At 59.1% G+C, this 14,068-nt stretch carries 11 protein-coding genes and 2 pseudogenes; 5 read left to right on the forward strand and 8 right to left on the reverse strand.

Annotated elements, in window-relative coordinates; translation table 11 throughout:
* The first annotated feature begins 172 nt into the window (after window positions 1-172).
* Window positions 173-838 (forward strand): hypothetical protein, encoded by a 666-nt coding sequence (locus HMPREF2935_RS12160; RefSeq protein ID WP_061923393.1) that lies wholly within the window; start codon window positions 173-175, stop codon window positions 836-838.
* A 46-nt stretch (window positions 839-884) separates the two neighbouring features.
* The gene (locus HMPREF2935_RS12165) at window positions 885-1,910 is read left to right on the forward strand and encodes a GTP pyrophosphokinase (RefSeq protein ID WP_070733394.1); all 1,026 of its coding nucleotides are present in this window, start codon (window positions 885-887) and stop codon (window positions 1,908-1,910) included.
* Here the strand turns inward: HMPREF2935_RS12165 and HMPREF2935_RS12170 are convergent.
* The 4 genes and pseudogenes from HMPREF2935_RS12170 to ilvA form a co-directional block, all read right to left on the reverse strand.
* Window positions 1,907-2,293, reverse strand: a complete 387-nt coding sequence (locus HMPREF2935_RS12170; protein WP_061923398.1) for an RNA-binding S4 domain-containing protein — start codon at window positions 2,291-2,293, stop codon at window positions 1,907-1,909. The two genes, HMPREF2935_RS12165 and HMPREF2935_RS12170, sit on opposite strands and share 4 nt — an antisense overlap.
* A gap of 14 nt (window positions 2,294-2,307) precedes the next feature.
* Window positions 2,308-2,544, reverse strand: a complete 237-nt coding sequence (locus HMPREF2935_RS12175; protein ID WP_061923691.1) for a hypothetical protein — start codon at window positions 2,542-2,544, stop codon at window positions 2,308-2,310.
* A gap of 38 nt (window positions 2,545-2,582) precedes the next feature.
* Window positions 2,583-3,224: a YigZ family protein gene (locus HMPREF2935_RS12180; RefSeq protein ID WP_061923401.1), complete on the reverse strand. Its 642-nt coding sequence runs from the start codon at window positions 3,222-3,224 to the stop codon at window positions 2,583-2,585.
* Between the two features lie 81 nt (window positions 3,225-3,305).
* Window positions 3,306-4,522: pseudogene (ilvA, locus tag HMPREF2935_RS12185) on the reverse strand (threonine ammonia-lyase IlvA); the annotation flags it as partial.
* 231 nt (window positions 4,523-4,753) lie between these two features.
* Here ilvA and HMPREF2935_RS12190 point away from each other — a divergent pair.
* Together HMPREF2935_RS12190 and HMPREF2935_RS12195 are read left to right on the forward strand one after the other, a co-directional pair.
* On the forward strand, window positions 4,754-6,673 hold the full coding sequence (locus HMPREF2935_RS12190; RefSeq protein WP_070733396.1) for a choice-of-anchor I family protein: 1,920 nt from the start codon (window positions 4,754-4,756) through the stop codon (window positions 6,671-6,673).
* Window positions 6,674-6,774: 101 nt separating this feature from the next.
* Window positions 6,775-7,275 carry a hypothetical protein gene (locus tag HMPREF2935_RS12195; protein ID WP_070733398.1) on the forward strand — a complete coding sequence of 167 codons (501 nt, stop codon included), beginning with the start codon at window positions 6,775-6,777 and terminating at the stop codon, window positions 7,273-7,275.
* Between the two features lie 74 nt (window positions 7,276-7,349).
* Here HMPREF2935_RS12195 and HMPREF2935_RS12200 read toward each other — a convergent pair.
* Window positions 7,350-8,398 (reverse strand): annotated as a pseudogene (locus HMPREF2935_RS12200) (cobalamin-independent methionine synthase II family protein).
* A 130-nt stretch (window positions 8,399-8,528) separates the two neighbouring features.
* The gene (gene dnaE / locus HMPREF2935_RS12205) at window positions 8,529-12,101 is read right to left on the reverse strand and encodes a DNA polymerase III subunit alpha (RefSeq protein ID WP_070733400.1); all 3,573 of its coding nucleotides are present in this window, start codon (window positions 12,099-12,101) and stop codon (window positions 8,529-8,531) included.
* A 100-nt stretch (window positions 12,102-12,201) separates the two neighbouring features.
* On the opposite strand from dnaE, the gene rarD reads away from it, so the two are divergent.
* A complete protein-coding gene (gene rarD / locus HMPREF2935_RS12210) occupies window positions 12,202-13,068 on the forward strand; it encodes an EamA family transporter RarD (protein ID WP_070733401.1) in 867 nt (288 codons plus the stop codon).
* Here the strand turns inward: rarD and HMPREF2935_RS12215 are convergent.
* The gene (locus HMPREF2935_RS12215; protein ID WP_062038268.1) at window positions 13,065-13,328 is read right to left on the reverse strand and encodes a hypothetical protein; all 264 of its coding nucleotides are present in this window, start codon (window positions 13,326-13,328) and stop codon (window positions 13,065-13,067) included. The genes rarD and HMPREF2935_RS12215 overlap by 4 nt on opposite strands.
* A gap of 74 nt (window positions 13,329-13,402) precedes the next feature.
* Window positions 13,403-13,918 (reverse strand): hypothetical protein, encoded by a 516-nt coding sequence (locus HMPREF2935_RS12220; protein ID WP_246815028.1) that lies wholly within the window; start codon window positions 13,916-13,918, stop codon window positions 13,403-13,405.
* Window positions 13,919-14,068: the final 150 nt, after the last annotated feature.

Here is a 14,068-nt window from a genome sequence, read left to right on the forward strand (position 1 = left end):
AAAAGGCCAGGACATCGCATTGTGGCCGGCGTCGAAGCTGCTGGAAGAACTCCAGCTCAACGAGCAGCCGCCTTTTTAAAACTCTCCTACTCCGTTGGGAACCGATGGCGGGAAATGGCAGTCCAATTAGTGCAGAAAGTGAAATATTCGTCCTGCGGGGAGGACACACGCCATGACCACTGCCATTGCGCCGGAAAAGTTTGAGTCGCTAGATTTCGAGGCCATCGCCCTAGCGGGGTTGCTGCCGGCCCTAGCGCGCCGGAAGGACTTTTCGGGCGCTACCTTGACGGACCAGGGCTTTGGCGATACTCCCGCTGGAGTGCAGCTCTCCCGCCAGCTTTCGGTGCTATTCCTTCAGCGCGACGAGTTCGCAGACACCTCCGCACACGCTCCGCGGGCTTTTGTTTCGCATCGCACTATCAGCGGTTTCGGCTTGAGCACCCGCCAAGCGTGGGACTTGGCGGCAGCGAACCTGCAAAGGCGCGCTCTTACTGCCCAAGGACTGCGCTTTCGCACCCGTTGCGCGGCGGAGATTCTGCCGGGCTGCGAGGAAGGCATTCAAATCCAGGCCCGCGGCGCCGAGGCTAGTGCGTGGTTGGCGCATCCGCAGACTTTCAGCATCATGGACTCGCACCTGCGCCGCTTAACCCATGCAACAGCTCGGCAGACGTTGTACTACCTGGTTCCGGATCCCGCCACGGTGGTGGCCTTGCATGACTCGCCGCTAAAGCGCGTCCGGCACTGGTCACGGCGCTTAAACGAGCAAAGGCGCCTGCGCGGTGCGGTTCTTGCGCCCGAACCACTATTATGGGCTAACGGATTTCCTCTAGAAGCTTAGGGGAATAAACGCATGCTTAAGCAAAAAGTCAGGAGGTCGGTGCGGGGTGAAGGAATCCGCCATCTCTCGGTTGAGCAACCAGTATCACGAGTGGGTTCGCCGGCATCCACGAGCAGAAGCAGACTTCAACGAGGCCATCGAGGACCTGCTTAACGACGCCGGCGTTATCTTCGACCGCGCCTCCGCCCGCGTCAAGCGCTGGCCATCGCTAAAAGCCAAGGCCAAAAAGCGCCACGCAAACGGCGAGCTTTATTACCCCAGACCCTGGGAAGACATCCACGACGTTCTCGGCGTGCGCATTACGGTCTTCCACTCCACCGCTATCCCCCAGGCGCTCGAGGTCTTGGGCGATTCCTTTGCGGTGGTGCGCTCGGTGGATAAGGCCGCAGAGACCCGCATTTCCGGCGGTTTTGGCTACGGCTCCCACCATTTAGTGCTGCGCGTGACCAACGCGATTGAAGAGCTCGCAGAGTACGAAGGCTGGACCTTTGAGGTACAAATACGCACCGCGCTGCAGCATGCGTGGGCAGAGTTCGAGCACGATATCCGCTATAAGCAAGGCACTGCGGCTCCTTCCGCGCAGGTTGACCGCCTCTTTACCTTGGCCGCCGGGCTTATCGAGCTGGCGGACCAGCAATTCGATCAGATTGCTGCGCTGAAAGATCCTTCCACGGATACCAGCGAAGACGTAGAGCTTTCCGCCGAGACCCTGCCCGGTGTCTTGGCTGTGTTGATGGGCGGGCGCTTCCCGCGCTCGCGTTCGGAGCACTACCGCTTCCTAGCAGAGATTTTGGAGCTCAACGGTGTGACCACAATGAGCCAATTGAAGTCGCTGCTGAATGCAGGTGACATCGCCTTCGTACACGACGCCATCAACAACCGCTTCCGCCCCGGCCAGGTGCGCCTCATCGACGACCTGCTGCTTAATAAATTTGGCAAGCAGCACGTGGAGGCCACTGCCCTTGCAGGAGACCGCAAAGACCGCAAGCGCCGCCTCAATGGCCGCTACAAAGCGCTGCAGAATTACCGCGCGCACTCCTCAAAGACGGAGAAAAAAGAGGCCAATAACTAGCGGAAGCCGCCGCGGAACTTTTCCATCTGGCGGCGTTCCTTCTTGGTAGGCCTGCCCGCGCCGCGCTCGCGGACTGGAACCGAAGGCATGAACTCCTTCGGCGGTGGCGGCGGCGCATGGTCGATGTAACACGCACGAGCCACCGGCGCTCCGACGCGCTTTGCCACGGTGGCTAGGACTTCCAAGTCATGCTCGTGGTGATTGCGCCAGATACGTACGCGATCTCCCGGAACCACCTGCTGGGCAGGCTTTACCGCATTGCCGTTGAGCTTTACGTGCCCCGCCTTCACCGCCTCAGCAGCCTCCGAGCGCGTCTTTGCCATGCGCACAGACCACACCCAGGCGTCGATACGGACGGGTTTTGAGTCAGGTTGGATCGGCATCTAAGCCTTCGGGTCTAGTAATTGTGGTTTTCGTTGACGATCTTTTGCACCTTGCGCCAGTTATAGGCACCGCCAACCACGGCGACGATAAGGCCCAAGGTCATAAAGACCCAGAAACCAGACAAGGCCCACCCAAGCAGCACGCCACCAGCAACGCCGCCGACCACGCTAACTACTCCGTTCCGGGAGTACTTACGAACCTGCTGCTTCTTCAGCTCGATCGGATTGTTGGGGCGTCGTTGCATAGTCATGGCGGCCATTCTAGCGCAGCGCCGACTTTCCCTCGCCCCTAGGCGCCAAGCTCCACCCAGGCGGTGCCGGCTTCGCTAGATTCCACCTCGCCCTGGGAAAGTGCGGCGAGCGTGGCATCCAAGTCTTCCCTGCCGCCGGGCTCGATAGCCAGAGTAAAGGTCACCGCCGCACCATATGCGGTATCAGTAATCTCATAACCACGATTGCGCAGCTCCGCTTCCACGCGGCCGGCCTGGGCATGGCTGAATTCGGCGGTATATAGCTCCCGCAGCGCCCGCGTGCTGCGCTCGACCAATTCGAGCGCCTCGCTGACCGAACCGCCATAAGCATGAACGAGCCCGCCCGCGCCCAACTTCACGCCACCGAAGTAGCGCACGACTACGGCACAGATATCCAGCATTCCCGAGCCTTTCAGCACGTCAAGCATGGGTTTTCCGGCTGTGCCGGAAGGCTCGCCGTCGTCTGAGGAACGCTCCACTGGGTTGGCTTCGTCAACGTGGTAGATATACGCCGAGCAATGGTGGCGGGCATCAGGGAAGCGTTCGCGCGCGGCGTCGATAAACGCACGCGCCTCACTCTCACAGGTCACTCGATCCACGAGCGTGATAAAGCGCGAGTGCTTAATCTCGATCTCATTTTCAATCTCGCCCGGAACGGGCCGTTCATAGCTGGTCAACACTGCGTGTCAGTCTACCTATGCCACCAGAAAGTCATATTCGGCAGTGCCTGGATGCAGCTGTTGGACGTGAATCTTGGAACTTTCCATGCGCTCAAGCAGTCCGTTCAGGTCCTCTGCACGCCCCAGCTCAAGTCCCACCAAGGCAGCCCCAGTCTCACGATTGTTTCGCTTCAAGTACTCAAACAGCGTGATGTCATCATCCGGGCCCAAAATATCCTGCAGGAAATGTCGCAGCTGGCCTGGTTCCTGCGGGAAATTAACCAAGAAGTAGTGCTTCAAGCCGCGATGCACCAGCGAGCGCTCCATGATTTCGGCATAGCGCAAGACGTCATTGTTACCGCCGGATATCACGCACACCACCACGCTGCCTGGCGCTAACTCCAGCTCGCGCAGACCTGCCACCGAAAGCGCGCCGGCGGGCTCGGCAATGATGCCCTCGTTCTGATACAACCCCAGCAGCTCGGTGCACACAGCGCCTTCAGAAACGCTGTCCCAGCGCACGCGCTGCCTATTTGCCTGCAGGATCTGAAAAGGCAACACCCCTACTCGTTTAACTGCAGCGCCGTCGACGAAGGGATCAACGCTTTCCAAGGTCACCGGCTCGCCTGCCGCGAATGCCGCGCTAAGCGACGCCGCGCCCTGCGGCTCAATTCCCACCACCTGGGTGCGCGGGGACATGTCTGCAAGATAAGAGGTAATTCCGGAGATCAGCCCTCCCCCGCCGACGGGAACCACCATGGTATCCAGGGACTTGCCCTGTGCTGACAGTTGCGCAAGCACCTCGGCAGCGACGGTGCCTTGCCCCGTAACGGTGTCACGCGCGTCGAAGGGCTCGATGAAAATGGCGCCGTGCTCGGCGGCGTCGGCATGCGCGGCTGCGGCGGCCTCATCGAACGTGGAACCGGTGACCACCAGCTCCACCATGTCTGCCCCATGTACCTTAATGCGGTCGCGTTTTGCTTCGGAGTAGGTTCTGGGACGAAGATTTTTCCTCGAATGCCCATCGAACGGCAAGCATAAGCTACGCCTTGCGCATGGTTTCCGGCCGAAGCTGTCACGATGCCGAGACGGCGCTGCTCCGCCGAAAGGTTTGAGATGCCATACAGCGCGCCGCGGATTTTATAAGAGCGCACGTCTTGCAGGTCTTCGCGCTTGAGATAAACTTCAGCGCCTATTTCTTGGGAAAGGCGCGGGCAAAAGTGCAGGGGTGTGGGAGAAATTTCCGAGCTAATTCTCGCCTGTGCCATCTGAATATCGGAGGCATGGATGGGGCAATAAGCAGCGGAAGTTTCAGTCATGCGCCAAGTCTAGCGTGTCCGCTACCCCGCGGGATGCGATTATCTAATAATCGACCGGTTTACGGGAAGTTCACTCAGAACTTTCTGGAGAGTTAGCTGAAGTTAGCATGCGGATAACTTTCTCCAGCGAAGGTATTCGATGGTTTTCGCTGCGTTTTCTCGCACGAACTATCTCTCCTTTCCTACTCTCTTCCTACTTTCTTCCTACTTTCTTCAAGGAATTCACAACTTATGTCTCAAGCTCCCCGTTTTTCTCTCCGCCGGCGCGCTACCGCAATGTGTGCGGCCCTTGTGACCAGTTTTTCGCTGGTTAGCCCCGCGCATGGCGCCATCGTGGCGAAACCGGTAGAAGAATCTGCCGCCGACGCCGGAATCAAACTCACCCCGCTGGGCACCTACGAGTCCGGGGTGTATGGCGAATCGGCCGCGGAAATCGTGGCCTTCCACGCCGCTTCCCAGCGCATCCTGACCGTCAACGCGGTATCGGGTGAGGTCGATATCCTGGATGCTTCCGACGCCGCGCACCCGCGCAAGGTTTCTACCGTCTCCGCTGGCGGCGACAAGGAAATCAACTCCGTCGCCGTCCGCCCTGATGGCCTTGCCGTCGCAGCTGTTCAGCAACAAGACAAGACCGAGCAGGGCGAGGCTCTCTTCTTTGACGTCAACTCGGGCGAGGAGTTGGGGCGTATTACCGTCGGAGCACTGCCGGATAACGTACACATCACTACCGATGGCGCTTACGCTCTGCTTGCCAATGAGGGCGAGCCTTCTAACAAGCTCAACGCAGCTGGCGATGACTACCTAAGCGATCCGGAGGGTTCCATCTCCGTCATCGCGCTGCCGCAGGATGTCGCAGCGCCGACGCAGGCAGATGCTCGCATCGCTGATTTCCGAGCTTTTGATAACACCCCGCTTCCCGCAGGCGTGCGCGTGTTTGGCCCGGAGGCACACGATGCTAGGCCTTCCGTCGACTTCGAGCCGGAGTACATCACCTCCGCCGAGGGCAAGGCCTACGTGAGCCTGCAGGAAGCAAATGCCATTGCGGTCGTTGATATCGAATCAGCAAGCGTGGAAAAAATTCTGCCTGCCCACATCGCTGACCACTCCCAAGTAGCCCTCGATACCTCCAACAAAGATGACGCCGCTGAGCTGCGCACCCTGGGGGTTAAGGGCTTGTCGATGCCGGATTCTATCGGCGCTTTCCAAACCAACGGTCAAACCTATTTCGCCACCGCAAACGAGGGCGACGCCCGCGAGTGGGGCATCGATGAGAAAGATGGCGGCACGGGTGTCTACTCCGAGGAGGCCAAGCTGAAGGACCTCATTGAGGCAGGAAAGGTATGTGAGGGCGCGCTTGGCGACGCCAACCTCGACGAGCTTGCCAGCAAGAAAGTCGCCGGCAACCTGAAGGTCACCACGGCTTCCGGCTGGAATGCGGACAAAGAATGCTTCGATACGGTCTATAGCTTTGGCAGCCGTTCCTTTTCTATCTACGACGCCGCCGGCAATGTTGTATTCGATTCTGGCTCCGAGTTCGAGAAAATCAGCGCCAAACTGCATGCCGAAGGCGTCTTAAACCACAACGCCGACAATGAGTCTGCGGAGTTTGATGATCGCTCTGACAATAAGGGCCCGGAACCAGAGGCACTTGCTGTTGGCAAGGTTGACGACAGGACCTACGCATTCATCGGCGCCGAGCGCCTCGGCGGCATCTTTGTCTACGACGTCACCGACCCCACAAATGCTAAGTTCACCACCTACGTCAACAACCGTGACTTCAGCACCGATGAATTTTCCCAGGCCGGCGACCTAGGCCCTGAGGGCTTTGCGTTCGTGGACAAGAAGGACTCCCCAACCGGGCGTTACATGCTTATCGTCGGCAATGAGGTCTCCGGCACGACCACCACCTACGACATCGAAGACCTCACCTCGGCAGACGATCCCGCGCGCGCCTCTTCCGGGGCTTCGTCGCAAGGTTCTTCCCTGAGCTCGACCGGAAGCTCCGCGCATGGCTCCTCCGTGGGCGCGGCGCTGAGCATCTTCGCTTTGATCGCAGCGGTGGTCGGTGTGGCCTTCACACCGGGCCTACGTGACCAGATTCTCGGCTTCCTGCCTGGACATCTGCGCTCTGAACTGGAAAAATTCTTCTAGTAAAATTTTAGGCTCTTGATTCGCGCGAGCTTGCTACGGTAGATGAGTTATTAATTGCCTTCACTGGCTCCCGCGCCACACTCTAAGGAGAACTAATTCTCATGCGTCTTTCCACCACCATGGTCGCAGCTTGCGCCACCGGTCTCGCTCTCATCACCCCTGTCGCCGCAAACGCCGCTCCAGCTGCTCCCACGCCAGAACTGTCCGCTGAATGCCAGGCCCAGGTAGATAAGGCTGTTCAGGACCACAAGGATGCTGTTGAGGCCGGCACCGCGGGTTCTTCTTTCATGGGCCCACAGGAGCTGCTCAAGGGAATCCTCAGCGGCTACGGTTCCTCCGGCATGCCGGCAACCCCGCCATGCGTTGCTGCAGAAAAGGACGCCGCCGCTAAGGCCAAGGAAGAGGAAACTTGGTCGAAGATGCCGGAATGGGCACAGTCCGCTCGCCCATCTGAGGAGACCAAGGAAGTCTTCTCTTGGGTCTCCATCGCTCTGACTGGCGTCGCTGCGGTTGTCCAGGTTCTCGCAATGGTTGCTAAGGCTAACCCGGCCATCCTCGAGCCGGTCAAGCAGATGCTGCGCAACGCAGGCGTCAAGTTCTAAGATCCTTAAAGAAACGGCACGCGCTCCTCACTTTCGCGGTGTAGGGCGCGTGCCGCTTTTCGTATGCGGAAGACCTATTCAGAAGGACTAAAAAGTTCGCGCGTGGCGAGCTCGGCGCCATCGACAAGCGCTTGTAGCTTTGCCCACGCAATCTGATAGTGCAGACGCCCGCCAAGGCCGCAGTCAGTCGAGGCCACGACGTTTTCCGGGCCAACGAGCTCCGCGAACTTGATGATGCGATCGGCCACGAGCTGTGGGTGTTCTACCGCATTGGTGGAATGCGAAGCCACGCCCGGGTAGATGACGGTTCCCTCCGGCAGCTTGTGGTCCTGCCACACGCGCCACTCGTGGGCATGGCGCGGCGAAGCGCCCTCGAAGGAGAAACCACCGACCTTGGCCTGCAGAATCTCTTCGATGATGTCACCGAACGGGATGTCGGTGACATGCGGTCCATGCCACGATCCCCAGCAGATGTGCAAGCGGGTCTGCTCGCGCGGGATGTCCTTGATAGACTCGTTGAGCACCGCGATGCGCTCATGCAGGAAAGCCTGGAAGTCAGCCACTGACGGCTCCGGCACCACGCTATCCCAGGCCTCTGCCAGGTCAGGGGCATCGAACTGAACGGTCAGACCAGCATCGGTGATGGCTTTATACTCCGCCTTCAGGGCCTCACCGCAAGCACGAACCAGGTCGATGTCTTCCTCATAGAACTTGTTGGGAAGGCGCGCCGCCGAGCCCGGCGACAATGCCGCCACGAAACCGTTGCTGGCCCCTGCCTTGCCCATCGCCTGCTTCAGCAAGGAAACATCCGCATCCACCTGATCTTGGCTAATGTAGGTCACGGGGCCGGTGAACTCTGGGTTCGCCACCTTCTTGCGGCCGGTGAAAATTCCCGAGTCAGGGTCGTTATAGGCCTCCGCGAAAAGCGCTCGGTCACGGCGATCCTTCATCGAAGAAAGGCGAATCTTACCTGGCGCTTTACGACGTCGTCTACCGAGCGCTCCAGGATCTCGTGAAAGGCTTCGTCGCTAATTTCTCCGGCAGAACGCTGAAGGTTAGCCTCCAGCAGTTCCTCCGTACGCGGCAGCGAACCCACGTGGGTAGTGCGAATCTTGTTGACCATAAGTGCGTGTACCTCCGATTTTTCACTTCTAGACTGTGCTGTCTAGATTAACCGAAGGCTCCACGCGCGTTAAGGCTTTTGGCGCTTTAGATTCACCTGCTAAGTTCACCCATTAAAATCACGCGGCCGTCTAGCCCAGAATTCCGGCACCCATCGTGGCCTTCAAGTCACCCATCAGGTTGCCCGAACGCTCCACGCGCAGGTGTTCGCCAAGGACCATCATGGTGGACTCCTCGCCGTCGACAAGCGTTAAGTACACGTCCGACTCGCCCTTGTTATTGACCAGCACCTGCTTGAGCTTGGCGATGTTTTCCATCGTGCACTGATCCGTGCGCATGGTAAGGCGCAGCGGCAGGCCCGCTCCCCCACCTGGCCCCAAATCCGGAACCCGGATATCGGAGCAGAACAGGGACATACGCTCGTCACGAATCTTGACCTGTACTTTGGCCAAAATGATGTTGTCTTCCGCAATCTGCGGTGCCACCAGCGAATAGACCTGGTTGAAGACCAGAATATCCACCTGCGCACCGTTGTGGTCTTCCATGTTCACAATCGCCCACGGAGAGCCATCACGCTTGGAAAAGCGCCTGTCGACGCCCGAGATGATGCCGCCGATAACCAGCTCCTGGCCGTTGTGAACCTCGCCGGAGAGAATCTTCGGCAGTGGCGTATCCGTCTGCGATTCAAGTGCTTCCTCGAAACCGTCCAGCGGATGGCCGGAGACGTAAAGACCCAGCATCTCGCGCTCCAAGGCGAGCTCATGCTTGCGCTCCCAGTTGTCGTCCGGGATATCGATGGCGAAGGCAGAAGCCACTTCAGATTGCTCATCGCCGCCGAAGCCAGCAAAAAGGTCGAACTGCCCCTTGTCCGCTGCCTTCTTCGTGGTCTGCACGGCATCGACTGCATCCTCGTGGATGAGCATCAAGCCCTTGCGTGGGTGTTCCATGGAATCGAAGGCACCGGCCTTGATGAGCGATTCCGTCACGCGCTTGGTGCAAGCGGTCAGCTCAATCTTGTCGAGGTAATCCGAAAAAGAGGTATATGCGCCCTTTTCCTTGCGGGTCTTAACGATGGACTCCACCACTTCCGAGCCGACGTTACGGATAGCGCCCATGCCGAAGCGAATATCCTCACCGACCGCCTGGAAGTTCTCCACGGACTCGTTGACGTCGGGCGAAAGCACCTTGATGCCAAGGTGCCGGCAATCGGATAGATAGATAGCGGACTTATCTTTCTTATCGCCCACCGAGGTCAGCAGCGCTGCCATGTACTCCGGCGCGTAGTAGGCCTTGAGATAAGCGGTCCAGAAGGAAACCAGGCCGTAGCCTGCGGCGTGGGACTTGTTAAACGCGTAGGAAGCGAAGGGCTCAATCGTGCCCCACAGCGCATCCATGGCGTCCTTGGAGTAGCCGTTTTCCTGCATGCCGCCCCAGAACTTGTCGTACTGCTGGGCTAGGACTTCCGGCTTCTTCTTACCCATGGCCTTGCGGAAGCCATCTGCCTCACCAGCGGTGTAATTGGCTACCTTCTGGGAGATACGCATGATCTGCTCCTGGTAGACGATAAGACCATAGGTCTCATCGAGGATCTCACGCAGCGGCTCCTCCAGCTCGGGGTGAATCGGCGTGATTTCCTTGCGGCCGTTCTTGCGGTCCGCATAGTCCCAGTGTGCGTTAACGCCCATCGGGCCCGGGCGGTATAGCGCCAGCGACGCGACGATGTCTTTAAAGCCCGTCGGTTTCATGCGCTTAAGCAGCTCCTGCATGCCGCCGGAGTCCAGCTGGAACACGCCCAGGGTCTCGCCGCGGGAAAGCAGCTCGTATACCTTTGACACGTTAGGGTCGTCGGCGTGGATTTCCTCCAGTTGGATTTCCTCGCCGCGGTTTTTCTTGATGTTTTCTAGGCAATCGCCGATGACTGTGAGGTTTCGCAGTCCCAGGAAGTCCATCTTCAGCAGGCCAATGGCCTCGCATGCCGGGTAATCCCAGCCGGTAATATACGCGCCGTCGGCAGGCCTTTGCCACATCGGAATGTGGTCCATCAGGCGCACGGACGCCATAATCACCGCACAAGCGTGCACACCGGCCTGGCGGACGACGCCCTCGAGACCACGCGCGGTCTCATAAATCTTCTTGACGTCCGGGTCCGTCTCAATCATCTGCCGGACCTCGGTGGCCTCTGAGTAGCGCTCGTGCTCCGGGTCCATGATGCCCGATAGCGGAATGTCCTTCGCCATGATGGCAGGCGGCAGCGCGCCGTTGATGCGGTCAGCCATCTGGAAGCCTGGCTGGCCAAAGTGCACCTTCGCGGAGTCCTTGATGGCCTGCTTGGTCTTCACGGTGCCGAAGGTAATCACCTGCGCGACCTTGTCCTCGCCCCAACGATCGGCGGCGTACTGAATCATCTCGCCACGGCGGCGGTCGTCGAAGTCGATATCAATATCCGGTGCGGATGGACGCTCCGGGTTGAGGAATCGCTCGAAGAGGAGGTCGTGCTCAATTGGGTCAATATTCGTGATGGTAAGCGCGTAAGCCACCAGCGCACCTGCCGCGGAACCACGCCCCGGCCCCACGCGAATGCCCACGGATCGCGCATGCTTGATGAGCTCGGCCACGATGAGGAAGTAGGAAGGATAACCCTTCATATCGATGACGCTGATTTCATACTCAGCGCGCTTCACGTACTCCTCCGGCACCTCCTTGCCCGGGAAGCGATCCTGCAGGCCCTCCATCACCTCGTGGGTCAGCCAGGAAGTTGGCGTGTGGCCTTCCGGCACGTCCGCAATCGGCATGCGGTCGTGGGTATGCTCCTCCCAAATCTCGCCGTAGTCCTGTACGCGTTCGGCGATCCACAGGGTGTTATCGCAGCCGTCTGGAATCAAGTCATCCCAGATCTCACGCATCTGCGCTGCGGATTTGATGTAGTAACCGGTGCCGTCAAACTTGAAGCGATCCGGGTCCATGAAGGTCTTGCCGGTCTGCACGCACAGCATTGCCTCATGCGAGGGCGCCTGGCTTTCCAGCACGTAGTGGCAGTCATTGGTAACAAGCGGCGGCAGGTCCAGTTTGCGGCCGATTTCCAACAGGCCGTCACGCGTGCGCTTCTCGATGTCGAGCCCGTGGTCCATGAGCTCCAAGAAGAAGTTGTCCTTGCCATAGATGTCCTGCCACATCGCCGCAGCCTCCAGCGCCTCGTCAAACTGGCCTAAGCGCAGGCGAGTCTGGACGTCGCCAGACGGGCAACCGGTAGTGGCGATGATGCCTTCTGCATGCTCTGCGATGAGCTCGGCATCCATACGCGGCCACTTACCCAATTGGCCCTCATAAGAAGCCAGCGAGGAAAGCTTGAACAGGTTTTTCAGGCCCGTCGCGTTTTCCGCCAGCATCGTTTGGTGCAGGTAAGCACCCGATGCGGAGACGTCGTCTCGCTTTTGATCAGGAGTGCCCCACAGCACGCGCTTTTTGTTAAAGCGCGACTCCGGCGCCATGTAGGCCTCAATGCCGATGATGGGCTTCACACCCGCGCTGGTCATCCTCTTATAGAAAGCGTTAGAGCCATACATATTGCCGTGGTCGGTCATGCCCACGGCCGGCATCTCCTGGCGCACCACCTCATCGGCGAGCATGTCCACCTTGGCCATGCCGTCCAACATCGAGAACTCGGTGTGATTGTGAAGGTGAACAAAGGAGGAGTTTTTCGCCATGCGGGTTAGTTTAGCGGGCGCGTCAAACCCCGACGCCGCGCCGAAAATACTGACAAGAATTCTTCGCAGTTTCGGCTGCCAACGAGTACATTATTTCCCGATGATTTACACCATTGCTGCCTATCTCATGTGGGGCTTCTTCCCCGCTTTCTTCCCGCTTTTGCTGCCAGCGAGCCCGCTGGAGATTCTGGCGCACCGCATCGTGTGGACTGCCGTGCTGGTTACCGGTTTCCTTTTCCTCACCGGCGGTTGGCGCGAGTTACGGGCGTTTAGCGCACGCACGTGGGGATGGATGCTCGCGTGTGGTGTGGCCATTACGGTCAACTGGGGCACTTACGTCATTGCGATTAACTCCGGGCATGTTGCCGACGCCGCGCTGGGCTACTTCATCAACCCGCTTGTTTCGGTGGCGCTCGGCATCATCTTCTTGAAGGAAACGCTCAACAAGGCGCAGGCGGCATCGGTCGGCGTGGCCTTCATCGCCGTTATCTGGCTGACGTTTATGACCGGCCAGGCACCGTATATCTCCCTGGCTTTGGCGTTTAGCTTTGGCATCTACGGCCTTATGAAAAAGCGCATCCACGTCTCCTCTACCGGTTCGGTGGCGGCAGAGACCATCGCGATGCTGCCGGTGGCAATCGGCTACCTGGTCTGGCTAACCTTCCAAGGCCAATCCACATTCGCCAGCGAAGGCCCCAGCCACATTGTGCTTCTGATTGCCTCCGGCCTGATCACCGCTTTGCCGCTGCTGTGCTTTGCCAAGGGCGCCAAACAGCTACCGCTGGCCACAGTGGGCATGCTGCAGTACATGACCCCTATCATGCAGATGCTGTGGGCACTATTCGTCACTCACGAGCACATGTCCACCGCCCGCTGGATTGGCTTTGGCATCATCTGGGTGGCGGTTATCATCTACCTCGCGGATCTGGTCCGCACGCGCCGCGCTTCCCGACGCCGCGCCCGCTAACGCATCTCTTTCCGCGCTGCCTTTGCTCGGCGGCGCCTTTCTTTTTCTTCCCGCGCATCAAGCGCCCAGCGCGGCATCTGAAAAATCATAAACAAGCAATAGACGGCCACGAAGGCACAGATGCCAATCGAAAGCGGCTCACCGGAAGTAAAAAACAGAAACACCAGCCCAATAAGACAGAACACCAGCCCCGCCCACACGGCAATGTAGGCAAAGCGGTAGTTCGGCATCCAGGCGCTGGTATCGGCAAAAATGCGCATCTTTATCCTCTTCTGTGTTCCTTCTTCCGGTTCTTTTGCGAGCCCTTTCGCGAGAGCCCGTGCTTGAGCATGCACTAGTACTGCAAGGAATTTAGGGGCCGGACGCCAAAGCTGCCCCAGGCGGCGTCGGCAGGCGCGGGTTCTACTGCAGCAACCAACTCGTTGCCGGCAATCTCGCGCAGGCTATCGCCATCAGCCCAGACGATGACCGCATCCACCTTCGACGGCACATTCGCTTGGCCTACTCCCGCATAGGAATCGCGCAGGCGCTTTATCTCCGTATCGATAACGCCAGCGCGGTCTGCTCCTGCAGTAGGCTCCGGCACTGCCAAAGGTGCCGCCATCCCTAAGATGATGGCGCTCATGCGCGGGGCCGGCTGCGCCAGAGCGGCGACCTGCTGCGAGTTCAATGACTCGTCAAAGCTGACCAACGCATATGACGGTTCATCGGCAGCAGCAAGCGCATCTGCCGCCCGCGCTATGTATTCCTCCCGCGACTCATTATCGGGGCCTAGCTGATCCCCCTGCAGAGCCACCGTCGACTTGGTACCGAAAAGCCCAAAGCACAGCAGGATGAATAGAACAAACATTACTGCCATAACGCCCGCTGCTATCCGACGCCGCCGATAAATCTCCGGTGGATGCCTCATCCGCGTAGTTCCTCCAGCGCAAAGCGCAGATCATCCGGATACGGCGCCGACACCTCGAAGTACTTGCCCGTTCCCGGGTGGGCAAAGCCC

The sequence above is a fragment of the Corynebacterium sp. HMSC076D02 genome, from assembly GCF_001813815.1.
In the GTDB taxonomy this organism is placed as follows: domain Bacteria; phylum Actinomycetota; class Actinomycetes; order Mycobacteriales; family Mycobacteriaceae; genus Corynebacterium; species Corynebacterium simulans.